This is a genomic window from Roseovarius sp. D22-M7 (assembly GCF_037083785.1).
Classification (GTDB): Bacteria; Pseudomonadota; Alphaproteobacteria; order Rhodobacterales; family Rhodobacteraceae; genus Roseovarius.
The window spans coordinates 20,188-42,531 of record NZ_JBAPKY010000029.1 but is presented as its reverse complement, the minus strand read 5'-3'; the positions used below and the strand labels follow the sequence as shown (position 1 = coordinate 42,531).

Here is a 22,344-nt window from a genome sequence, read left to right as displayed (position 1 = left end):
CCTCAGGTCATCTTCTTGCTGTAGGTCCAGGTCGGGACGGTCGCGCCGCGCGCCACCGAATGGCTTTCGGCATCCCCGAGATACTGAAAACCGCAATTCGTCAAGACCCGGGCCGAGGCCGCGTTGTCCTGAAAGACACAGGCGAAGATTGCGCTTGCCTCGTGCGGATTGGCCGCGAGCAACGCCTCGACCGCCTCGGAGGCGATGCCGGTATTCCAGTAGGCGGGCGCCACCCAGTAGGAAATCTCGGACCGGCCGATATCGACGCGGTTGAGCGTCAGCAGGCCCATCACCTCGGACCGCCCGGACTTGGTGCCGTCCATGGCCCAGATATCCTCTGACCGGTCCTCGGCCTGCGCGCGCGCGATCAGCGCCTCGGTGCTGCCCGGCGGCAGCGGGTGCGGAATGTTGCACGTCTCGCGCGCCACGCGCACGTCGCCCGCATTGTAAGAGATCAGACCGGCATCGGATCGCCGCAGCGGCCGCAGGTCGAAACGCTCCGTGGCAATGACGGGTTGATCGATAATCGCTTCCATTTTCATGTGCTCCTCCTCCCGTACATCCGGTGTCACTGTCTCATCGACATGGGCATGCCCCGCCCCGTCGCAAGACCTTTGGCGTGCTGCGCACCGTCTCGTGACACCTCCGCGAACTCCCGGTCCGGCCATGAAACCGCGCAGAAACAACGAGGGGGACCGGCCTTGGCGCCGATCCCCCTCATGTCATTGACCTGTGCAAGGACGGCTTACTCGGCGGCCTCCGCCACTGGCAGGACCGAAATGAAAGTCCGGCCCTTGAGGCCCTTGTGATATTTCACGGCGCCCTCGGTCACTGCAAAAAGGGTGTGGTCCTTGCCCTGCCCCACGCCGGCACCCGGCCAGAACTTGTTGCCGCGCTGACGCACGATGATGTGGCCGGGGATCACGGCCTCGCCGCCGTATTTCTTGACGCCAAGGCGACGACCCGCAGAGTCGCGCCCGTTGCGGGAGGAACCGCCTGCTTTCTTGTGTGCCATCTCGTCTCTCCTTAGCCCTTGGTCAGGTCTTTGGCCTGGTCGATCCAGCCTTCCCGCTCGATCCGGCCCTTGAACGACAGTTTCTCGTCCATCTCGGCGACATCCGCATCGGTCCATGCCGCGATCTGCGCGAAGCTTGTCACGCCGGCGGCATGCAGCTTCTTTTCCAGCGCGGGCCCGACGCCCGACAGCTTCTTGAGGTCGTCCGCTCCGCCTGCGGCCGCGGGTTTGGACGACTTGGCCTTCGGTGCCGCATCCGTCGGTGCAGCCGCCCCGCCCGTGACGGTGCCGATGGCGGCCTTGACGCCCGAGGCGTCCGCGCCGCTCTCGAGGATCTCGGTGACCCGCACCAGCGTCAGCTTCTGCCGGTGCCCGCGCGTGCGCTGCGAGCCGTGCTTGCGGCGCCGCTTGACGAAGTTGATGACCTTGTCACCCTTGACCTGATCGACGACCTCGGCCTGCACGGCCGCCCCGTCGATGAAAGGCGCACCGATCACCGGCGTATCGCCGCCGATCATCAGGACATCGTTGAATTGAACTGTCTCTCCGGCATCCGCCGCAAGCTTTTCGACCCGGAGCATGTCACCCGACTGCACCTTGTACTGCTTGCCGCCGGTCTTGAGAACCGCGAACATGGACGTTTCCTTTTCTCTCCGCGCCCTGTGGTCCCCGACATCGTGTCGGGTGTTTCGACCCCTCGGGGTCACCTCGAACTGCGCACCCGTCACGGGTGAATATCCAATCAGCCCGTCATGCGGTCCATGACGGGAAACGCGTCCTTGCGACACCGCGCCGCGAAAGTCAAGAGGCGATGCAGGGCCAATGACCGGATTGCGCGCGGCTCAGTCGTGCCGGATCCGCGCCCGCAACCTGGCAAATCCACCGGGCGCGAGCACGAAGGACGCCAGGAACCCGGCGCCGAAGCCCGAGGCGTCGGCGACCCATGTCGCGGCGCCCCCGAAGAGCAGCCCGAAAATCAGTTGGAACCCGATCAGCACGCCGATCAGCAGGAAGGCCCGCGCCTGGTTGCTGCCAAGCTGCCCCAGCCGCAGCCAGATGATGTAGGTGAACGCGCCGATCAGGCCGTAGACGCCCGGAAACGCGCCGATCAGCCACTGGCTGTCGCGCACCACGAGGCCGTAGACGAGCGCGCCGGCCGCCGTGCTCAGCAGGAAAACCGTCAGCACCGCCCAGTGCCGGAACACCTCGCCCACGAATTTCCCCATCGCCAGCAGCAGCACGCCCGAGAACAGCGCATGCGTGAAGCTGGCATGCACGAAGGCGTAGGTCAGCACGCGGCGCAGATGCTCGAGCGGCCAGACGTCGTTCTGAAGCATCCAGCGCAGGATATCGCCATTGAACGCGTAATCCTCGATCGCGCCCGCGCGCCAGCCGATGGCCCCCGGCCCGCCGATGATCCCGCGCGCGCCCAGCAGGAACATCGCCTCGACACCGACGATCACCAGGAACAGCACGATGACGAAATGCGGCAGCGGGTTGAGCGGGCTGACATGCGGCTGATCTTGCACTTGGGGGTCTCCTTGACGGCGCAGTGCGGCATGGGTAAGCGAGACGTTCAGATAAATCCACCACGGAGTCGCGACATGACCGAGATGACCGGGGCGGCCTTCCCCCCGCGGGTGTTTTCGGGCATCCAGCCCTCGGGCAACCTGCATCTTGGCAATTACCTCGGCGCGCTGAAACGCTTTGCCGAGGCGCAGGATCGCGGGGTCGAGACGCTGTATTGCATGGTCGACCTGCACGCCGTCACGGTCTGGCAGGACCCCGCAGACCTGCGCCGCGCGACGCGCGAGCTGGCCGCCGGGTTTCTCGCCTCGGGGCTCGATCCCGCGCGCTCGATTCTCTTCAACCAGAGCCAGGTGGCCGAGCACACGCAGCTGGCCTGGGTGTTCAACTGCGTGGCGCGGATGGGCTGGCTGCAGCGGATGACGCAGTTCAAGGACAAGGCCGGCAAGAACGCGCAGAACGCGTCATTGGGGCTGTTCGCCTACCCCGCGCTGATGGCCGCCGACATCCTCGCCTATCACGCCACGCATGTGCCGGTGGGCGAAGACCAGAAGCAGCATATCGAGCTGACCCGCAACATCGCGATCAAGTTCAACACCGATTTCGCGGTGGATTTCTTCCCCGTCCCCGAACCGGTGATCGAGGGGACGGGCACCCGCGTCATGAGCCTGCGCGACGGCGAGAAAAAGATGTCGAAATCCGACGTCTCGGACATGAGCCGCATCAACCTGACCGACGATGCCGACACCATCGCGCGCAAGATCCGCCGCGCCAAGACCGACCCCGAGCCGCTGCCCTCAGAGGCCAAGGGGCTCAAGGACCGCCCCGAGGCGCGCAACCTCGTGAACATCTATGCCGCGCTCGCCGATCTGAGCGTGGACGCGGTGATGCAGGAGTGGGGCGGCCGGCCATTCTCGGAATTCAAGCCGCAGCTCGCCGATCTGGCGGTCGAACAGCTCGGCCCGATCTCGGCCGAGATGGCCCGGCTGATGCAGGACGTGACCGAGATCGACCGCATCCTCGGCGATGGCGCGGACCGCGCGCGCGCCATCGCGGCACCGATCCTGCGCCGGACCTACGACATCATGGGCATGGTCGGCCCGCGCGAGGTATGATTGTTTGCTGGCCCCGAGGGTTGAATCTTTCGTGGGTCGCGCGGCAGGATCGCGCCGATCCCCGCCCAGCACGACACCAAAAGATCGAGGCCGATCATGACACCTGAAGCGATTGCCAACCTGCCATACCGCAAATGTGTCGGCGTGATGCTCGTCAATCACGACGGCCACGTCTTCGTCGGCCAGCGCATCGATACCGAGGGCCCGGCTTGGCAGATGCCGCAAGGCGGAATCGACCCCGGCGAGACGCCGCGCGACGCCGGTCTGCGCGAGCTCGAGGAAGAAACCGGCATCGCCCCGCGCAAGGTCCGGGTCGAGGCCGAGACCCGCGACTGGGTGCGCTACGACCTGCCGCACGACCTCGTGCCGCGGATCTGGAAGGGAAAATATCGCGGCCAGCAGCAGAAATGGTTCCTGATGCGCTATCTCGGGGATGACGCGGATATCGATCTCGACACCGAACACCCCGAGTTTTCCCAGTGGCGCTGGCTGCCGCCATCGGAGCTGACAACCCGTATCGTGCCCTTCAAACGCGCCGTCTACGAGACCGTGCTGCGGGAATTCGCCCCGCGCCTCTGAGCGGTCCCGCGCGCCGGATCGCCGAAATCCGGCGGATTCGGGTTGCCGAGGCCCGGGGCATCAATATAGTCAAACAAGTTTGAACACGATGGCCCGATACGCGCCCGGCCGATGGCGCGACCAGCAAAAGGGGCCACGGCGACCGAACAGGGGGCAGACGCATGGACAGTGCCGCAGCATTCTTGCCGATCATCGCGGCGTTGCCGTTCCTCGGTGCGCTGCTTCCGGGGCTGATGATCCAGGCGGGCCGCAATACCTGCGCGACCTTCACGGCTCTGCCGACGATCCTTGCGCTGGTGCTGCTGCTGGTCTGCACGCCCGCGGTGATGCGCGGCGAGGTGCTGACCTTCGGGCTCGACTGGCTGCCGGGGCTGGGCCTGAACGTCAATTTCATGCTCGACGGGCTGGGCCTGCTTTTCGCGGGGCTGATCCTGGGCATCGGCCTGCTGATCATAATCTACGCCCGGTTCTACCTGTCGCCCGACGATCCGATGGGGCAGTTCTATACCTACCTGCTGCTTTTCCAGGGCGCGATGGTCGGCATCGTGCTGTCGGACAACATCCTGTTGCTGCTGGTCTTCTGGGAGCTGACATCGCTGTCGTCCTTCCTGCTTATCGGCTACTGGAAACACCTGCCCGAAGGCCGGCAGGGCGCGCGGATGGCGCTGTTCGTGACCGGCGGCGGCGGGCTGGCGCTGATCGCCGGCATGCTGATCCTCGGCAATATCGCCGGCAGCTACGACCTGAGCGTGATCCTGACGCAGAAAGAGGCGATCCAGGCCAGCCCGATGTACTTGCCGGCGCTGATCCTGATCCTGATCGGGTGTTTCACGAAATCCGCACAGTTCCCGTTCCATTTCTGGCTGCCGCACGCGATGGCGGCCCCCACGCCCGTCTCGGCCTACCTGCACTCGGCGACGATGGTGAAGGCGGGGCTGTTCCTGATGGCGCGGCTCTGGCCGGTGCTGGCGGGCACGCCGGAATGGTTCTGGATCGTCGCCTCGACCGGGCTGATCACCATGCTGATCGGCGCCAAGATCGCGCTGTTCAAGGACGACCTGAAGGCGCTGCTGGCCTTCTCCACGGTCAGCCACCTCGGGCTGATCACCATGCTTCTGGGGCTGGGCACCAAGGCGGCGGCGGTGGTCGCGGTGTTCCACATCATCAACCACGCCACCTTCAAGGCCGCGCTCTTCATGACGGCGGGCATCGTCGATCACGAGGCGCATACCCGCGACATAAAGCGGCTGGGCGGGCTGCGTCACCTGATGCCGATCACTTTCACGATCGCCACCGTCGCGGCGCTGTCGATGGCCGGGATCCCGCCGCTCAACGGGTTCCTGTCCAAGGAGATGATGCTTGAAGAGGTGGCGCATACGCAGTGGGTCGGCCCCTATTGGATGATGGGCGCGGTCGCGACGCTTGGCGCGCTTTTCTCGGTGGCCTATTCGTTTCGCTACATCGCGCATGTCTTCCTCGGGCCCGAACGTCACGATTATCCCGCGCATCCGCATGATCCCGGTTTCGGCATGTGGGCCGCACCCGCCTTCCTGACGGTGCTGGTGGTGCTGATCGGGATCATGCCGATGACCTTCGCCGGAGAGCTGGTGCGGGTGACCTCCGCCGCCGTCACGCAATCGGATCCCTACGTGAACATCTATCACTGGCACGGCTTCACGCCGGCCCTGTGGATGTCGGTGACCGCAGTGCTCGGCGGCGCGGCGGTGCTGGCGCTGCACCGTCCGTTCCAGGCGATGTGGAATGCCACCCCGCGCCCCGAGGCCAAGGTGATGTTCGACGCGGTCACAAGGGCCGCGACATGGGCCGCCAACGCTTTCACCGACGGGCTTCACAACGGCGCGCTGACCCGCAGTGCCGCGGTGTTCGCGATCTTCGTGCTCGGCGCGGGCTGGTTTGCCTGGACAGGCGGCGGCTCCCGGCCGGCGACACGCGAGATGCTGCCGATCACCATGGTGCCCGCGATCGGCTGGATCCTGCTGGTGCTTGCCACGCTCGGGCTGGCGGTCTTTCACCGCAACCGGTTCTTCGCGCTGATCCTTCTGGGGGTCGTCGGCCTCTTCGTGTCGCTCGGCTTCGTCTACTTCTCGGCGCCGGATCTCGCGCTGACGCAGCTTTCGGTCGAGGTGGTGACGATCATCCTGCTGCTGCTCGCGCTCAATTTCCTGCCGCGCGAGACGCCGCCCGAAAGCAGCGCGGCCCGTCGCCTGCGCGACGCGGGCATCGCCGTGGTGGGCGGTGTCGCGGTCACCGGGCTGACCTACGCGATCCTCGTGCGCGATTTCGCGCAGGAAAGCATCTCGGCCTTCCATCTCGCCAATTCCTACAAGGGCGGCGGCGGCACCAACGTGGTCAATGTCATCCTCGTGGATTTCCGCGGCTTCGACACTTACGGCGAGATCATCGTGCTGGGGATCGCGGCGCTGGTGATCTACGCGCTCACGGAAACGGTGCTGCGCGGCCCGGCCGGCCGCTGGCTGGCCTCTTGGGGCCCCGACACCAACCCCGAGGGCGAGGCCGGCGACCGGCATCCGCTGATGATGGTCGTGGCCACCCGCGTGATGATGCCGATCGCGCTGATGGTCGGCGCCTTCATCTTCCTGCGCGGCCATAACGAGCCCGGCGGGGGGTTCATCGCCGGGCTGATCGTCGCCATCGCCTTCCTGATGCAATACATGGCCTCGGGCTTTGCCTGGGCCGAGGCGCGGCAGCGCATCACCTATCACGCGACCATCGGGATCGGCGTGCTGACGGCCAGTCTCACCGGTGTGGGGTCATGGCTGGCCGGTCGGCCGTTCCTGACCTCGGATTACGGCTATCTGCATTTCCCGCCCATCGAGGAATTCGAATGGGCCACCGCGATGGCCTTCGATGTCGGCGTGTTCCTGACCGTGCTGGGGGCCGTGATGCTGGCGCTGAACAGCCTGTCGAAGATGGCGCGCCGCACCGGCGAGACCGTCAACGTGACGGCGATGGACATCAACCCCGCCCGCGACGACACCCCCAGCGCAGGGAGGCCCTGACATGGAACTTCTGTTTGCCGCCGCGATCGGCGCGCTGACCGCCGCAGGGCTCTACCTCGTGCTGCGGCTGCGCAGCTTTCCTGTCATCCTCGGGATCTCGCTGCTGACCTACGCGGTCAACCTGTTCCTCTTCGGCGCCGGGCGGTTGACGCTCGACATGCCGCCGGTGCTGCGCGAGGGGGTCGAGACATATGCCGATCCGCTGCCACAGGCGCTGGTGCTGACGGCGATCGTGATCTCCTTCGGGATGACGGCGGTGGTGGTGATGCTGGCGCTCGGCGCGTACCTTTCGGCGCGCGAGGACCGCGTGAACATCGACCCCGCCAACGACCATGACGAGGAGACCGGCACATGAACCACTGGATTGTCGTGCCGGTGGTCCTGCCGGCGATCCTTGCCGCGGTGCTGACGCTGTCGATGCGCCAGAACCCCGGGCTTCAGCGGGTGTTCTCGCTGGCCGGTGTCGCGGCGGTGCTGGCGGTGACCATCGGGCTGACGGTGCAGGCCGCAAGCGGCACCATCGACCTCTACGAGCTTGGCAACTGGCCCGCGCCCTTCGGCATCGTGCTGGTCCTCGACCGGCTGTCGGCGCTGATGGTGCTGCTGACGGCGGTGCTGGCCGGGCTGGTACTGCTTTACGCCATCGGCACCGGCTGGGACCAGCGCGGACATAACTTTCACCCGCTCTACCAGTTCCAGCTGATGGGCATCTTCGGGGCCTTCCTGACAGGTGACGCGTTCAACCTTTTCGTGTTCTTCGAGGTGCTGTTGATCGCCTCCTACGGTCTGATGATCCATGCCGGCGGGCGGCGCAGGCTGAAGGCCGGCGTGCAATACGTGATCTACAACCTGCTCGGCTCGACGCTGTTTCTCTTCGCGCTCGGCACGCTCTACGCGGTGACCGGCACCCTCAATATGGCCGACATGGCGCAACGCGCCGCCGAGATCCCGGCCGAGGACAGCACCCTGCTGCGCGTCGGCGCGATGCTGCTGTTCCTGGTCTTCGCCATCAAGGCGGCGCTGCTGCCGCTGCATTTCTGGCTGCCGGAAACCTACGCCTCGGCCCCTGCCCCGGTCGCGGCGCTGTTCGCCATCATGACCAAGGTCGGCGCCTATGCCATCCTGCGCATGTACACGTTGGTCTTCGGCCCGGATCTCGGGATCACGGCGGGGCTGATCGACCAGATGCTGCTTTACGCCGCGCTGATCACGCTGGCGGTCGGCATGATCGGAATCTTGGGCGCGACGGGGCTGGGGCGGCTTGCGGCTTTCGCCACCATCGGATCGCTCGGCACGCTGCTGATCGCCATTTCGGGCTTCAATGAGGCGACGACGGCGGCGGCGATCTACTACATGCTGCATTCCACGCTCGCCGGGGCGCTGCTGTTCATCGTTGTCGACCTCGTGCGCGAACGCCGCGGTACCGACGCGCTGATACCGGGGCCACGCATGGCCCAGCACGGGCTGATCACGGCGCTGTTCTTCGGCGCGGCGATCGCCGCCGCGGGGATGCCGCCCCTGTCGGGCTTCATCGGCAAGCTGCTGATCCTCGACGCGGTCCGGGACATGGAGGCCGTCTGGCTGATCTGGTCGGTGGTGCTCGCCATGTCGCTGGTGGCGGTGTTGGGCTTCGCCCAGGCCGGCAGCGCGGTCTTCTGGAAACCCGCGCCCGACGCACCGGCCCCCCGGCCCCCGTCCGGCACGGTCGCGATGCCGATGGTCGCGGCCTGCGCCATGCTGGGCGCGGTGATCGCGCTGGCCGTCCTTGCCGGCCCCGTCATGCGCTATGTCGAGGCGACGGCCGCGCAACTCCATGCCCCTGGCAACTACATCGCCGCGGTGCTGGGCGATGGCTGAGAAAGGACGAACGATGCTGCGCACGATCCTGCCCCATCCCTTCCTCACGCTGCTGCTGATCGTGGTCTGGCAGATGCTGGTCAACACGGTGACCCTGGGCAACCTCCTGCTGGGGACGATCCTCGCGATGGTCATCCCGATCCTCACTTCGCCCTACTGGCCGAACCGCCCGAAGCTGCGCAGCGGGCTGCGCATCGCCGAATACGTCGCCATCGTGCTCTGGGACATCTGCGTGGCCAATGTGCAGGTCGCCTACGTGATCCTGTTCAAGTCGAACGCCAACACCCACCCCGCCTGGATCGCCATCCCGCTGGAACTGCGCACCCCCGAGGCGATCACCGTTCTCGCCGGCACCATCACCATGACGCCCGGCACCGTGTCCAGCGATCTTTCGGCCGACGGGCACAGCCTGCTGGTGCATTGCCTCGACGCGCCCGACCCGGACGCCGTACGCGACCAGATCAAGGCCCGCTACGAGACCCGGCTGAAGGAGATTTTCGAATGATCGCGTATGCCCTGACCTTCGCCTTCACCTGTTTCGGGCTCGGCCTGCTGATGAACATCTACCGCGTCATCTTCGCACCCACCGTCGGCGACCGCATCGTGGCGCTCGACACGATGGTGATCAACGCCATCGCGCTTTTGGCGCTTTTCGGGATCCTCAAGGGTACGGCGATCTATTTCGAGGTGTCGATGATCATCGCGATGACCGGCTTCATCTCCACCGTGTCCTACACGCGCTTCCTGCTGCGCGGCGACATCATCGAATAAGGGGCAGCACAATGATCGTCGATATCTTCATTTCCGTCTTTCTGGTGATCGGCGGCATCTTCGGGCTGGTCGGTTCGCTGGGGCTGATCAAGCTTTGCGATCCGATGATGCGGCTGCATGCGCCCACCAAAGCCACCACACTCGGCGTCGGCGGCGTGCTGATCGCGTCGATGCTTTATTTCTACTTCGAGCTCGGCATGTTCTCGTTCCACGAGCTGATGATCACGCTCTTCCTGTTCATCACCGCGCCGATCACCGGCCATTTCGTCGCCAAGACCCATCTGCACCTCCTGCACAAGCCGTCGGACCTGCCCCCCACGGGCTCGAGCCGCCCCTGGGCCAGCTACGAGACCGACGCAGACCAATCCCGCGCAGAGACGGCCGATCCGGCAACTCCGGTGCCCCGTCAGGACCGCTGAGCGCGCCCGCCCCGACGCTCACGGGATTTTAGTCAAAACATCGTCGAACGCCGCGATCTGGTCATGTTCCCGGCCTGATCGGTGCCGTCCCGCGGCCGCATCCTCGCCTGTGGTGGAATAGGTGAGGTGGGCCATGTGGCTGCATTCACGCGGCCGGTCCTGGACCGGCGGCGACGTCTTCGCGCATGGCGTGACGGCGACAGAGGTGTTGCACACCGATGCAGGGCAATTCGTTCTGGCCGCAACCCGGTCGAGCGGCGGCGTCATGGCGTTTCGCGTGGCGTCCGACGGCGGCCTGACCCTCACCGATAGCAAGATCTTTTCCGACATCGTGACACCGGCGCTGACCGGCAAGCTGGCGCTTGCGGACACCGCGGGCGGTCCGGTGCTCTTCGTCGGCGCGGGTCCGGATCACCTCGTCGGCTACCGCATCGGCGCGGATGGCAGCATCGGCATGCGGATCAGCATGGATGACCAGACCGTGCAGGCCGAAATCGCGGCGGGCAACGACACGGTCCTGCGGGCCTGGGCGTTGCACAGCGACACCGTGTCCCTGCCCGCCGGTGCGTGGCAGACCGGGACGGTCGCGCTCGAGGTGATCGGCGCGGGCGCGGGCGCGCAGGTCCTGGCCGTCAGCGCACTGGACGACCACCTCGCGCTGATGCCGCGCGCAGGTGGCGCGCCGATCACGCTCCACGGCGCCGATCAGGGGCTGGGAATCGCGGCCCCCACCGCGCTCGAGATCGTCGAGACCGATCTCGGCCACTGGGCGGTGCTCGCGGCCGCGGGCAGCGCGTCGCTATCGGTGCTGGAGGTGACGCCCGACGGCGGCCTCCGGCCGACAGATCACGTGATCGACACGCGCGACACCCGTTTCGACGGCGTCCAGGCGCTGGCCAGCGTGAAATGGGGCGACGAGGTGCTGATCGTGGCCGGCGGCAGCGATCACGGCCTGACGCTCTTCCGGCTGTCGCCGGACGGCCGGCTGGTCTGGCTCGACACGCTGGAGCATCGGCTGGGGGACGGGATCTTCAACATCACGGCGCTGTCGGCGGTCGTCCTCGACGACACCCTCGTGGTGACCGCCGGATCACAACGCGACCCCGGGCTGGGCACGGTGATCGTCCCGCTGGCCGAACTGGGCGTCTCGGGACAGGTGGCCACGGGCGGCGCCGGGCATGACCTGCTCGTGTCGTCACCCGACAACGCCTTTCTGACCGGCGGGGCGGGCGCAGACATTTTCGCCATCCGGATGCAGGACGCGCTGGTACAGATCACCGATTTCCAGCCCGGGATCGACCGGCTGGACCTGTCGGACTGGCCGATGCTGCGCGACGTAGCCCAGCTCGGGGTGACGACGACGGCCCACGGTGCGGTGGTGTCCCACCGGGACTTCAGCGTGCATGTCGCCTCGGATGGCGGCGCGGGCCTGACCGCGGCAGAGATATTTCCCAAGGGCTTGCAGGGACCCGACCGGATGCTGATGCCGACCGGCCCGGGACCCGGCAGCGGCGACACGCCCCTGCCGTCGGACCCTGAGGCCGACACCGGCCTGCGGATCGCCGATCGGGCCGGCAACGGCGTGGCGGACACCACCGTCACCGTCATTCCGACGGACGGGGCCCCGATTGTCACCCAAAGCGATGCGCAAGGCGGGTTCACCTTGCCGCCCTCGACAGAGGGCCGGCTTCTGCTGACACGCTTCCACACCGCGGGCGACCCCGCGATTACCGCGTCCGACGCGCTCGATATCCTGTGGCTGGCCGTGGGTCTGGATGCCGGGGCCGGGCCGCTCGATTTCATTGCCGCGGATATCGACCGCAATGGGCAGGTCACCGCGGCAGACGCCCTCGACGTGCTGCGCATCGCGGTCGGTCTCACCCCCAACGCGGCGCCCGAATGGGTGTTCATCGACGACGCCGCGGATCTTTCTGCCATCACCGTGCGCTCGGTGCAGTACGACCCCGAGCTGCATCTTGACGGATCCGCCAGCGCCAACCTGTCGCTCACCGCCATCCTGCTGGGAAACATGGACATCGCGGGTTAACCTCATCGCGGTTGCGTTTGCTGGCCACGACGCACGCGCAGCGCCTGCGGGCCTTCCCGCCCCGCGGGCGGCATGCCTGCACCGTGTGATGCGCCTGCACGGGTGCGCGGCCACGCGGTGACGCCGCTCACTCGCGTAACGCGTTTTCCTTCACCCGCATCACGGGCTGCGTGAGATATTCCAGAACGGTCTTATGCCCCGACAGGATGTCGACCTGGGTGACCATGCCCGGCATGATCTCGACCGCGACGCCATCGGCCCCGAGTATGTTGTCCTCGGTCCGGATCTCGACCACGAAAAATTCCTCGTCGTCCCGCTCCGATCGGGTGACGGCATCGGCCCCTATGCGCACGATCTCGCCGTTCAGACTGCCGTAGCGGGCAAAGTCATAGGCCGTGATCTTCACCTTCACCGGCTGGCCGGGATAGATGAAGGCGATGTCGGCCGGCCGCACATAGGCCTCGACCAGCAGCGTGTCGTCCAGTGGCACGATCTCGATCAGGTCCTCACCCGCGCGCGCCAAGCCCCCGAGGGTCGACCGGTGAATGCGGTTGACCACGCCGCGCACCGGCGCACGCAGACGCGCGCGCGCGGCGCGGCTCTGCAAGGCCGGCAGCGACGGGCGCAAGGCCGCCAGTTCCGCCGTCGCCAGCGCCAGGTCCGCCAGCGCCGCGGCGCGCTGGCGCGAACGCCGGGCTCGCACCTGATCGTCGATCTCGTCGAGCGCGGCCTGCAACCGCGCAAGCGCCGCCCCGGCCCGCGTCTCGTGCCCGCGCCATTCCGCCTCGGTACGGCGCAGCGACAGCAGCGTCGTCTCGGGCTCGACCCCGCGCTCGACCAGCGGCTGCATGATCGCGCGCTCCTCGGCGAGGACCTGCAGCGTGTCGCGCGCGGTCCGCAGATCGACGCGGCCTTCCTCGAGTTCTTGGCGGCGCTGGCTGCGCTGGCGTTCGAGGATGTCGATCTCGTCGGCCAGTTCCGCCTGCCGGCCGTGAAACAGCGCGGTTTCCGACCGCACCACGTCCGGCGCCCTTTCGATCAGAGTGTCGCGAAAGCTCAGTTCCGCGCCGTCGATCTCCGCCTGCAGCCGTTCGATACGGGCGATCAGCCCGTAGGCGCGCTGCTGCTCCTGGTCCAGTTCGCTCGAGATCTGGGTGCCGTCGAGTTCCATCAGCACGGTGCCCTCATCCACGATCTCGCCCTCGGACACATGCAGGGCCTGCAGGATGCCCGGCTCTGTCGCCTGGATCAACTGGACATCGCGCGAGGGCACGATGCGCCCCTCGGCACGGGTGACATCGTCTAGCTCCGTCCGCGCCGCCCAGACCGCGGCCGCCGCGAGGAACACCAGGATGACCGCCAGCAGCAGCGAGCCTCGCAAGGGCGAGGCGCCGCGCATCTCGCGCGCCAGCTTCGCAAGGTCGCGATCATGCGCCACTGGCACCTCCGCCCTGTGCAACACCGCCCCCCCCGGCGGCGGGCGCCTGGCCGCGCCGGTCGAGCAGGCTCTTGGGCCCGTCGGCGACGATCCTGCCCTGGTCCACCACGATCACCCGGTCCACGAGATCCAGCAGGCTGGTCCGGTGAGTGACGATCACCAGCGTGCGGTCCGCCAGTTCGGATTTCATCCGCGCGATCACCTCGGCCTCGTTCTGCACATCCATTGCACTGGTCGGCTCGTCCATCAGCAGGATCGGCGGCCGGCCCACCAGCGCACGGGCCAACGCGATCGCCTGTTTCTGCCCGCCCGACAGACCCTCGCCGCGTTCGGCCAGCATCATGTCGTAGCCCGCCGGATGCCGCTTGACGAACCCCTCGACGCCGGCGATGCGCGCCGCCTCGAGGATCTCGATGTCGCGCGGTCGCACCGCTCCGATGGCGATGTTCTCGCGGATGGTGCCGGTGAACAGCCATACATCCTGCAACACCGACCCGACATTGCGGCGCAGGTCGCCGGGATCGATCTGGCGGATATCGACGCCGTCCATCCGCACCGATCCCGCCCGCGGCTCGTAAAGACCGAGCATCAGGCGCGCGACCGTGCTCTTGCCCGAGCCGATCCGCCCGAGGATCGCCACCTTCTCTCCCGGTTTTATGGTAAAGGACAGGTTCGACAGCGCGTCGATCCCCTGGTCGGGATAGGTGAAGGAGACGTCGTCGAAGGCGATTTCGCCGGTCAGGCGCGGCCGCGAGATCCAGCCCTTGCCGTCTGGGCGTTCGCTTTCGGCGCGCATCAGCGTGTCGAGGCTGCGATACGAGGTCCGCGCCTGGTTGTACCGGGTCAGCGTCTGCGCCAGTTGCGCCAGCGGCGCCAGTGCGCGCCCGGTCAGGATGACACTGGCGATCAGCGCGCCCATGCTGACGTCGCCCGCGGTGATCAGGAACACGCCGTAGAACACGATCATCACCTGCGCCGCCTGCTGAGTGAAAGCCGTCGCGTTGATCGCGAACTGCGTCACCGCGCGACTTTTCAGGCCATGATCCGATTGCCGCGCGATCGCCTCTTCCCAGCGGGCGCGCATCCGCCGCTGCGCACCCGCGGCCTTGATCGTCTCCAGCCCGGCGAGGGTTTCCACCAACACGCCCTGCTTCGACTGGCCGTCGGCAAAACTCTTCTCTGCCAGCCGCGACAGCACCGGTTGCACCGCGATCCCGACGATCAGCACCACCGGCACCGCGATCGCCGGCACCAGCGCCAACGGCCCGCCGATCAGGTAGATCACACCGATGAACAGCATTATGAACGGCAGATCCACCACCGCCACCAGCGTGGCGGAGGTGAAGAACTCGCGCAGCGTCTCGAATTCGCGCAGGGTGCTGGCAAGCGCCCCGGTCGATCCCTTGCGGGCGCGCATCTGCATGTCGAGCAAATGGTCGAATATCCTCCGGCCCATCGCCATGTCGGCGCGCTGACCGGCGCGGTCGATGAAGCCCGCGCGCAAACTCTTGATCAGGAAGTCGAAGAACAGCGCGATCCCGACACCGGCGGTCAGCGCGATCAGCGATTCGATCGCCTCGTTCGGCAACACCCGGTCATAGACCACCATGATGAAAAGCGAGGTCGAAAGCCCGAGGAAATTCGCGACGACCGCGGCCAGGATCACCTGCGTGTAGGCCCACCTGTTCTGCGCCAGGGTCGACCAGAACCAGTGGCCCTGCCGTCCGCCGGCCTGCGCCGCGATATCCTCGCGGTGCTCGGCCCGCACCAGGATCGCGTAGCCGCTGTAAACGGCCTGGATCGCGTCGAACGCCACCTCGCCGAGCCCCTCGCCAAGGTCGGGATCGTAGATGGCGAGACGGCCGCCGGGCAGGACCTCGTGAAGCACCACGGCGCGGCTCTCGTCGAGCAGCAGGATCGCCGGCGTGAGCGTGCCGTCGAAATCCTTCAGCCGGCGCGCGCCGAATGCCGCCTGAAGGCCCGCGCGCTCGGCGGCGACGATGGCGTCGCGGACGGTCAGGCTGCCTTGCGCACCGGATTGCGCGGCATGCAGGGCGGCCAGGGTCGTCGGCCGGTCGAGCGTCGAGGCAACGTGCAACAGGCACGCTTCGAGTTGCGTGACATCGCCGGATCCGCTGCCCGGATCGAATCTGACAACACGCGCGTCGGTCATGCCGGGGCCTCCTCCGGGGTCTGGTCGGCGGGCGCGCCGTCGGCGTCGGCCTTCGTCGGCAGGCTGATCGCGAACGCATCGAGGATGTCGCCGGTCAGCGCGAGCACGACATAGCCGCTGAGTGCCTGCTCGCGCCGCGCGACGATCAGCCTTTCGCCGGCCTCGAAGAAGTCGCGTTGCGCGTCGAGCAATCCGATCAGGCTGCGCCGCCCGATCGAGAACTCCTCGCGCGCGGCCTCGACCGTCGCCTCGTTGGCCGCGACGGCCTCGCGCGCGGCCTGCACCCGCGCAAGGCCGGTGCGCTGATCGGAGCGGGCGATGTCCAGCGCCCGGCGAATCTCGCGCGCAAGGCTGTCGCGGTCGGCGCGCAGGGCTGCAAGGCGGGCCTCGGACTCGCGGATCGCCGCCGCCTTCTGCCCCGGCGCGCCGCTGTCGTACTCGAGCAGCAGATCGAGATCCGTGTCGATGCCGCCACCGCGCGCATCGCGGCGCCCGGTGGTGCGCAGGTTTACCTGCGGAAAGATCGCCGCTTGCGTGGTGGCCAGATCAGCCTCTGCGGCCTTTATCGACGCATCGGAGGCGCGCACACGGGGGCTCGACGCGATAAGCGACCCGTCGGGCACGTTCGCAAGCGTCGGGGCATCCGGCAACATGCCCAGCCTGCCGGGGCCATGACCGAAGATCTCCCGGAATACCGCCTCTGCCCGGTCCAGCCCGGATTGGGCCTGCACCCTGCGCGCGACCGCGTCCGCCAGCCGCGCCTGCGCGGTCAGCACGTCGGACTGCGTGCCGGCACCTGCATTCGATCTCTCGCGGACCTGTGCGAGCAGCCGGCGATGCGCGGCCTCGTTCGCGCGGGACAGATCGCCCTGCGCACGCGCCGCAACAAGGTTCTGCCACGCCTCGACGGCCTCCAGGGAAAGTGCTGCGGCAACCTCGAGCCGCGCGCCGCGGCTTTCGAAAACCCGGGCGCGCGCGGCGATCTGACGGCTTGCCGTCGCCCCGCCGTCATAGATCAACTGCATGAGTTCCAGGATCGGGCTGATCGCGTTGCCACCGCCGATCAGACCGCCGCCCAGGGTCACGCCGAGCGAAACGCGCGGCAGAAACCCGCCCGCCTCGCCATCCTCGCGGGCCCGCGCCGCGCGGACATCGGCGTTCGACGCATAAAACCTGGGATTTTCAGCGACCGCGCGCGCCACGGTCCGTCCGAAACCAGTTTGCGAGACATGGGTCGAGACGCGCAGTTCGCGCTCTTCCGGCGGCGCATCGAAGCTGGCCTCGAGCGCGTCGAGGTCGGGGGATGGCGCACAGGCGGCAAGTGCCAGCGCGGCCCCGCTGGCCAGCAGCATCGCCCCGGACATGCGCCGCAATTTTGGCAGGAGCGCTCTGGCGATATCTCTGCGCGCGGATGTCATCAGGTCTGTATTTCCCATATCTGGCCGTCCAGGTGGCGCGCCAGTGGCCCTCGACGCAGCTTCCTTCAATGCTCGCTCGGAGACGTGTAGAATTGGTTAATATCTTCGCCAATTTCATTTACCGAGGGAGTGTCAAAATCGGTATCGCGGTCTCGGGACTGCGCCAGCGCATCGAGGAACCCGGAGAGAAGCGTATCGCCGCCTGCCGTGACGGTGCCGGCACCGGTGTCCGAAGGGGCCTGCTGCGCCGTTGGATCAAGCTGCGCCTCGGCCGCGGCGAGGACCGGCAGATGATGCATCGACACCCCTTGCACCTGCACCAGGGCCAGGGCCCCGCAGCGGTGGAGCACGCCCAGGTCGGTGCGACCCAGCGCCTCGATCCGTGCGCGATCCGGGACGAACAGCCCCTGCACATCCATCCGCGGCGGGACGTCGCGCGGCTGGAGGGGTATCAATAGCGCGCGTGTGCACAGTTCCGACATCGCGATGCGCGTGCGGTTCTCTGCAACGCCCCGTTCATGAAAAAACGCCATGACTTGGCGTAACCCCGCGGCTGGCTCACCGTTGCCCTCGAAGAACGGCTCGTCTTCCTCGGTATCGGTGACAAGGCCGCTCGCCTCGTCCACAAGCAGCGTGGTATCGTCGGTCTCGTCGCGCTGCGCCGTGAACGGATGCACCCGCAGGATCGACGGCACGTAGCTGCCGCGCCACTGGCCGCCGGAAGACACCAGAGCGCAGGCGCCCTGCACGTCCAGACGCGTCAAGGCGACGGGCCAGGGCCCCGCGCCTTCGGCCGCGAAAACAATCGGCAAAGTTGCCGCAACATGTTCGTGCTCGCCGAGTACGATCGGTACGAGGCGGTGTGCGCGCGCAAACTCCCACGACGAAAAGCGCCGCCAGAAACGACGAGCATGACGATCCAGGCGCACAGGCACAATACCGCGCGCGAGTCCTTCACTGCCCTCTCCCATGATGGTCATTTGACATCTCCGATCGTGTCGGGCTGTTGCAGGTGAGGGGTGCTCGGCCCCGCAGGAACCAGCAAGACGCCCCGTGCCCGGAAGAAGACGATTGACGCGTCACGTGATCATCGAACTTGTGTCGAAGCCGAGAATGTTGGCGTCCGTCATCGATGTCAGATCGCCGAGCCCCTCGAAACGCGCAAGGTCCGTGACGGTGTCGGCGCCATCCTGCACTTGCACTTCATAGAGCTGCGCATCGCTGCCATCCGTGGCGAGGAAATACAGCACGTCGCCTTCGGCCGGCCCCGAAAGCCCTTGAATGGCGGCTTGTACGGACCCTTCGCTCAGGTCGTTCATCGCGGTCGTGAACACGATCAGCCCGGTATTGGCCCCGACAGCGTCACCGCCCGCGAGCAGATGAAACTCGCTGCCATCGCCCCGCAGATCCGCGTTGTTCAGCCCGGCAAAGCCCAGCCGGTCAGGCAGCGGCCCGCCGATGCTGAACCCCGTGACGGTGTCAAAACCGTTCGCGGCGGGATCGGCTTCGATCTGCACCGTGTTGACCCCGGCGCCAGACATGTCGATGGCATCATCCCCGCCCCGCCCGCGGATCAGCGTGTCCACGTTGTTCGCCGCGATGCTGTCGGGGGCAGCGGTGCCGAACAGGCTGCTGTAATTCCCGCCTTCGGTCGAGACGATATCAAGCTGGATGACGGCGTCATTGGTTTGTTGGTCGATTGCGAATTGCAGCAGGAAGTCTTCGCTTGGATCAAAGCCCGACGGGAGTATTCCGGCGGCGGTGAATCCAACGTCTCCGGTCGCTGCATTATCTTCATTCACAACAAGAAAAGCCCCAGAAACGGCAATCGGCGCAGGACCAGAAAGGTAGGTGATCTCGGTGGGGTCGAATGACAGGGTTTCTCCCAGGGCAAACCCCCCGTCATTTGGCAGTTCGGTCCTCGGGTCGAGCATGATCTGCATCGTGACCTGAGTCCCACTGGCTGACGTCTCGACCAGATAGGTTTGCGCGGCCTCATACGCGACCACCTGCTCCTGCGCCTGCGGCGCCGGGCGGCCGTCTTGATTGCTGACATCGGCCTGCGCGTCATAGGCCTCCCCCGCAGAAAGATCGTCGACGCTTTCCGAAGGCAGGGTGAGCGTCCAAGTTCCGTCGCCCTGCACCGTGGCGGAACTGCTGGTAAAGATACTGACGCCCGCATCGTCGCGAAGGGTCACGGTCACCGCCTGCCCGGCCTCGACCCCGCGCGTGGTGCCGGACACCGACACGTTGTTCGGGTCGATATCGTCGAGGATCAGTACGCCCTCCTCGCCGATTTCTCCAACCGTGATTTCCGGCGCGAAATCGGTGCTCAGCTCGATATCGGCGGTCGCATCGACAGGGAAGTCACCATCGTTGACCTTGGCATTCAGGGTAAACCCGGCCTCGTCGCCGAGCCCGGCGATATCGGTGGCGTCGAAACTGGCGCTCCAGGCGTCGCTTGCGACGGTCGCTGTGGTGGTGGCCACAACGCTGTCGGTGCTGTCGCGAATCTCGATCGTCACCTCCTGGCCATCCGGCACCCCGGTGGTCGTGCCCGATACATCCAGTCCATCCTCGAATGCGTCGAGACCAAGCACCGCCGCGTCGGCGGGCGCGTCGATAGTGATCTCCGGCAAGGTGAGATCGACATCGAGGTCGAGGCTTCCGGTACCGGAATTGCCCGCGGCGTCCTCAACTGTCGCGCTGATGGTCGTGGTGGTCTGGCCCGACAATTCGTTGCCAAGCTGCTCGGCGTCGATATCAACGCTCCAGATTCCGTTGCCGAAGCCATCATCCAAGACAGTGCTGGTCGCTTCGAGCGTACCGATGGTCACGGTCACCTCTTGCCCGATGGCGTCCGAGGTGCCGTTGACCGTCAGCGGACCGGTCAGCGGATCACCCGAGGCGTCCACGAGATCGCCGGCGGTCAGTTCGTCGCCGGCCGTCAGCCCGGCAAGATCGCTCACGCTGATGGTCGGCGCCGTGAAATCGGTATCGAACGTGGTCGTCGCCGGCTCTGCCGGGTTGCCCGCGGCATCCTCGATCGTTGCCTCGACGGTGACGGTGTCGTCATCGCTCAATCCCGCAAGATCGCCCGACGGGACAGTGACCGACCACGCGCCGCCGGTTGCCGAGGCGCTGTAGGTTTCACCGGCCACGGTGACGGTGACCGCCTGCCCGTCCTCGGCATCGGTCGTGCCGGTGATGTCGAATCCGGCGTCGCGTTCCTCGATGTTGAGCGTATCGCCTGCGATCGGCGTGTCGATGGCGATCATGGGCGCCGTGAAATCCGTTGTCAGCGTCGTGCCGGCCTGCGGCGCGACCACGCCGTCGGAATCGACCACATCGGCGGTGACCGCAACGCTGGCCGCGTCGCCAAGTCCAAGGGCATCGGCCTGCGGCAGCGTGACCGACCATGTGCCATCGGTATCCGTATCGGATGTCAGCTTAATGCCATCCACGAAGACTGTCACCTCCTGCCCGCCGCCGACATTGTTCGTCGTGCCGGAGATCGTGACGTCGGTTTCGCTTTCATCGGCATTGATGACATTGTCGCCCGTGATCGGCGCGATGCCGATCGACGGGCCGTTGAAATCGGCCGCAAGGGATTTTGTCGCCGGCTGCTCCGCCGGATTCTCGGCCGCATCCGCGACCGTGGCGCTGACTTCGACAGTCGCCAGCCCGTCCGCACCCGCCCCGGTCTGGACCGCTGCGACGGCCGATTGCGGCACGGTGACCGACCAGACCTGTCCGCCATGACCATCTGCGGCGACCGCCCCGGTAAACTCTTGTCCGTCGAACGTCAGCGTCACCGCCTGTCCCGCCTCGGCATCGGTGATGCCGGTGATCTCGAGATCGCCCTCCAGATCGGCGAGGCCGATCTGGTCGTCGCCGGACACGGGATCGATCGCGAGTGTCGGCGCGGTGACATCAATGACGAAGCTGGCGGTCGCCGGGGTGTCGGCAGGGTTGCCTGCAGCATCCGCGACCATCGCCTCGACGGTGACCGCGTGGCCATCCGGCAATGCCGCCAGATCGCCCGGCGGGATCTCCACGGACCACGCCTCGTCATTAACGGTGGCGGTGTAGATTTCTCCGGCCAGCGTGACGGTGACCTGCTGCCCGTCTTCGGCCGTTGTCGTGCCGGTGATGGTGATGCCCGCGCCCTGCTCCGTGATATTGAGGACGTCGTCCCCGGCAATGTTGCCATCGATGCCGATATCCGGCGCGGTGGTGTCGATGACAACCGTGGTCGAGCCGGAATCGACCTCCTCGCTGACGGGGTTCTCGTCATCGTCGAGAACCGGCTGGCCCTCCTCGTCAAGCGTGTCCTTTTCCGCCGTGAAGCTGAACGAAAGCTCGCCGTCGCGGGCTGTGAAATCCGGGGGCAGCGACCAGTTGCCGTCGCCGTCGCGTGTCGCCTCGACCTCTTCCGCACCGTCGCCCGAGCCGATCGTCACGGTGACCCGGTCCGCCTCCGGATCCGGGTTGCGTCCGAAGAGGTCCGAAAGCATGCTGGAACCGGCGACGTCGGAGGCGTTGAGCACGACCGGCGCGGGTTCGGACGACCCGCCGCCGTCGCCACCGCCGCCGCCGGCGCCCGCGAGCCCGGCGACGCCGGCCGCGGCCCCGGCGGCGATCACGCCGCCCGCTCCGCCNCCCGCCGCCGTCGCCACCGCCGCCGCCGGCGCCCGCGAGCCCGGCGACGCCGGCCGCGGCCCCGGCGGCGATCACGCCGCCCGCTCCGCCGCCCCCGCCGCCGGCGCCGCTTGCCGCAGCGTCGCCCACGATCTCGGCCACCTGCGCCGAGACCTGAACCTCGCCCGCGGCGCCGATCACGACGTCATCGGCGGCGACATTCATGATGCGCCCGTTGTCGAGGGTCAGCCGCACGCTGCCATCGTCAAGCACCTGGACCTTCTGGACCCCATCGATGCCGGC

18 protein-coding genes are annotated in these 22,344 nt (G+C 67.0%); 9 read left to right on the top strand and 9 right to left on the bottom strand.

What is annotated here, in order from left to right; translation table 11 throughout:
- Positions 1 to 2: 2 nt before the first annotated feature.
- The 4 genes from V8324_RS13520 to V8324_RS13505 all read right to left on the bottom strand — a co-directional run bounded on the left by V8324_RS13520 (position 3) and on the right by V8324_RS13505 (position 2,544).
- Positions 3 to 542 (bottom strand): GNAT family N-acetyltransferase, encoded by a 540-nt coding sequence (locus V8324_RS13520; RefSeq protein ID WP_336420457.1) that lies wholly within the window; start codon positions 540 to 542, stop codon positions 3 to 5.
- A gap of 203 nt (positions 543 to 745) precedes the next feature.
- The gene (gene rpmA, locus V8324_RS13515; RefSeq protein ID WP_336420456.1) at positions 746 to 1,015 is read right to left on the bottom strand and encodes a 50S ribosomal protein L27; all 270 of its coding nucleotides are present in this window, start codon (positions 1,013 to 1,015) and stop codon (positions 746 to 748) included.
- Between the two features lie 11 nt (positions 1,016 to 1,026).
- A complete protein-coding gene (locus tag V8324_RS13510) occupies positions 1,027 to 1,650 on the bottom strand; it encodes a 50S ribosomal protein L21 (RefSeq protein WP_336420455.1) in 624 nt (207 codons plus the stop codon).
- 207 nt (positions 1,651 to 1,857) lie between these two features.
- Entirely contained in the window at positions 1,858 to 2,544 is a 687-nt protein-coding gene (locus V8324_RS13505) for a rhomboid family intramembrane serine protease (RefSeq protein WP_336420454.1), read from the bottom strand.
- Between the two features lie 84 nt (positions 2,545 to 2,628).
- Between V8324_RS13505 and trpS the strand changes: the two genes are divergently transcribed.
- The 9 genes from trpS (at position 2,629) to V8324_RS13460 (ending at position 12,371) form a co-directional block, all read left to right on the top strand.
- A complete protein-coding gene (trpS, locus tag V8324_RS13500) occupies positions 2,629 to 3,657 on the top strand; it encodes a tryptophan--tRNA ligase (RefSeq protein WP_336420466.1) in 1,029 nt (342 codons plus the stop codon).
- A gap of 96 nt (positions 3,658 to 3,753) precedes the next feature.
- Positions 3,754 to 4,236: an RNA pyrophosphohydrolase gene (locus tag V8324_RS13495; protein WP_336420453.1), complete on the top strand. Its 483-nt coding sequence runs from the start codon at positions 3,754 to 3,756 to the stop codon at positions 4,234 to 4,236.
- 161 nt (positions 4,237 to 4,397) lie between these two features.
- Positions 4,398 to 7,277 carry a monovalent cation/H+ antiporter subunit A gene (locus V8324_RS13490; RefSeq protein ID WP_336420452.1) on the top strand — a complete coding sequence of 960 codons (2,880 nt, stop codon included), beginning with the start codon at positions 4,398 to 4,400 and terminating at the stop codon, positions 7,275 to 7,277.
- Between the two features lies 1 nt (position 7,278).
- Positions 7,279 to 7,632 (top strand): Na+/H+ antiporter subunit C, encoded by a 354-nt coding sequence (locus V8324_RS13485; protein WP_336420451.1) that lies wholly within the window; start codon positions 7,279 to 7,281, stop codon positions 7,630 to 7,632.
- Positions 7,629 to 9,134 (top strand): monovalent cation/H+ antiporter subunit D, encoded by a 1,506-nt coding sequence (locus V8324_RS13480; RefSeq protein WP_336420450.1) that lies wholly within the window; start codon positions 7,629 to 7,631, stop codon positions 9,132 to 9,134. The genes V8324_RS13485 and V8324_RS13480 overlap by 4 nt, the downstream gene beginning before the upstream one ends.
- 13 nt (positions 9,135 to 9,147) lie before the next feature.
- The gene (locus tag V8324_RS13475; RefSeq protein ID WP_336420449.1) at positions 9,148 to 9,639 is read left to right on the top strand and encodes a Na+/H+ antiporter subunit E; all 492 of its coding nucleotides are present in this window, start codon (positions 9,148 to 9,150) and stop codon (positions 9,637 to 9,639) included.
- Positions 9,636 to 9,905 (top strand): K+/H+ antiporter subunit F, encoded by a 270-nt coding sequence (locus V8324_RS13470; protein WP_336420448.1) that lies wholly within the window; start codon positions 9,636 to 9,638, stop codon positions 9,903 to 9,905. The genes V8324_RS13475 and V8324_RS13470 overlap by 4 nt, the downstream gene beginning before the upstream one ends.
- 11 nt (positions 9,906 to 9,916) lie before the next feature.
- Positions 9,917 to 10,324 (top strand): Na+/H+ antiporter subunit G, encoded by a 408-nt coding sequence (locus V8324_RS13465; protein ID WP_336420447.1) that lies wholly within the window; start codon positions 9,917 to 9,919, stop codon positions 10,322 to 10,324.
- A gap of 133 nt (positions 10,325 to 10,457) precedes the next feature.
- Positions 10,458 to 12,371 carry a M10 family metallopeptidase C-terminal domain-containing protein gene (locus V8324_RS13460; protein ID WP_336420446.1) on the top strand — a complete coding sequence of 638 codons (1,914 nt, stop codon included), beginning with the start codon at positions 10,458 to 10,460 and terminating at the stop codon, positions 12,369 to 12,371.
- Positions 12,372 to 12,498: 127 nt separating this feature from the next.
- On the opposite strand, the gene V8324_RS13455 is transcribed toward V8324_RS13460, so the two are convergent.
- From V8324_RS13455 to V8324_RS13435, 5 genes are all read right to left on the bottom strand, one after another.
- A complete protein-coding gene (locus V8324_RS13455; RefSeq protein WP_336420445.1) occupies positions 12,499 to 13,809 on the bottom strand; it encodes an HlyD family type I secretion periplasmic adaptor subunit in 1,311 nt (436 codons plus the stop codon).
- Complete coding sequence (locus V8324_RS13450) at positions 13,799 to 15,982, bottom strand: type I secretion system permease/ATPase (RefSeq protein WP_336420444.1); 2,184 nt, start codon at positions 15,980 to 15,982, stop codon at positions 13,799 to 13,801. Before V8324_RS13450 ends, V8324_RS13455 begins: the two co-directional genes overlap by 11 nt.
- The gene (locus V8324_RS13445; protein ID WP_336420443.1) at positions 15,979 to 17,418 is read right to left on the bottom strand and encodes a TolC family protein; all 1,440 of its coding nucleotides are present in this window, start codon (positions 17,416 to 17,418) and stop codon (positions 15,979 to 15,981) included. Before V8324_RS13445 ends, V8324_RS13450 begins: the two co-directional genes overlap by 4 nt.
- A gap of 47 nt (positions 17,419 to 17,465) precedes the next feature.
- Positions 17,466 to 18,380 carry a SapC family protein gene (locus tag V8324_RS13440; RefSeq protein WP_336420442.1) on the bottom strand — a complete coding sequence of 305 codons (915 nt, stop codon included), beginning with the start codon at positions 18,378 to 18,380 and terminating at the stop codon, positions 17,466 to 17,468.
- 99 nt (positions 18,381 to 18,479) lie between these two features.
- Positions 18,480 to 21,917: an Ig-like domain-containing protein gene (locus V8324_RS13435; protein ID WP_336420441.1), complete on the bottom strand. Its 3,438-nt coding sequence runs from the start codon at positions 21,915 to 21,917 to the stop codon at positions 18,480 to 18,482.
- Positions 21,918 to 22,344: the final 427 nt, after the last annotated feature.

Coding starts and splice junctions, on each gene's coding strand:
- V8324_RS13520 (WP_336420457.1), bottom strand. CDS start 542: ATGAAAATGGAAGCGATTATCGATCAACCCGTCATTGCCACGGAGCGT.
- rpmA (WP_336420456.1), bottom strand. CDS start 1,015: ATGGCACACAAGAAAGCAGGCGGTTCCTCCCGCAACGGGCGCGACTCT.
- V8324_RS13510 (WP_336420455.1), bottom strand. CDS start 1,650: ATGTTCGCGGTTCTCAAGACCGGCGGCAAGCAGTACAAGGTGCAGTCG.
- trpS (WP_336420466.1), top strand. CDS start 2,629: ATGACCGGGGCGGCCTTCCCCCCGCGGGTGTTTTCGGGCATCCAGCCC.
- V8324_RS13495 (WP_336420453.1), top strand. CDS start 3,754: ATGACACCTGAAGCGATTGCCAACCTGCCATACCGCAAATGTGTCGGC.
- V8324_RS13490 (WP_336420452.1), top strand. CDS start 4,398: ATGGACAGTGCCGCAGCATTCTTGCCGATCATCGCGGCGTTGCCGTTC.
- V8324_RS13485 (WP_336420451.1), top strand. CDS start 7,279: ATGGAACTTCTGTTTGCCGCCGCGATCGGCGCGCTGACCGCCGCAGGG.
- V8324_RS13480 (WP_336420450.1), top strand. CDS start 7,629: ATGAACCACTGGATTGTCGTGCCGGTGGTCCTGCCGGCGATCCTTGCC.
- V8324_RS13475 (WP_336420449.1), top strand. CDS start 9,148: ATGCTGCGCACGATCCTGCCCCATCCCTTCCTCACGCTGCTGCTGATC.
- V8324_RS13470 (WP_336420448.1), top strand. CDS start 9,636: ATGATCGCGTATGCCCTGACCTTCGCCTTCACCTGTTTCGGGCTCGGC.
- V8324_RS13465 (WP_336420447.1), top strand. CDS start 9,917: ATGATCGTCGATATCTTCATTTCCGTCTTTCTGGTGATCGGCGGCATC.
- V8324_RS13460 (WP_336420446.1), top strand. CDS start 10,458: ATGTGGCTGCATTCACGCGGCCGGTCCTGGACCGGCGGCGACGTCTTC.
- V8324_RS13450 (WP_336420444.1), bottom strand. CDS start 15,982: ATGACCGACGCGCGTGTTGTCAGATTCGATCCGGGCAGCGGATCCGGC.
- V8324_RS13445 (WP_336420443.1), bottom strand. CDS start 17,418: ATGGGAAATACAGACCTGATGACATCCGCGCGCAGAGATATCGCCAGA.
- V8324_RS13440 (WP_336420442.1), bottom strand. CDS start 18,380: ATGACCATCATGGGAGAGGGCAGTGAAGGACTCGCGCGCGGTATTGTG.
- V8324_RS13435 (WP_336420441.1), bottom strand. CDS start 21,917: ATGCTTTCGGACCTCTTCGGACGCAACCCGGATCCGGAGGCGGACCGG.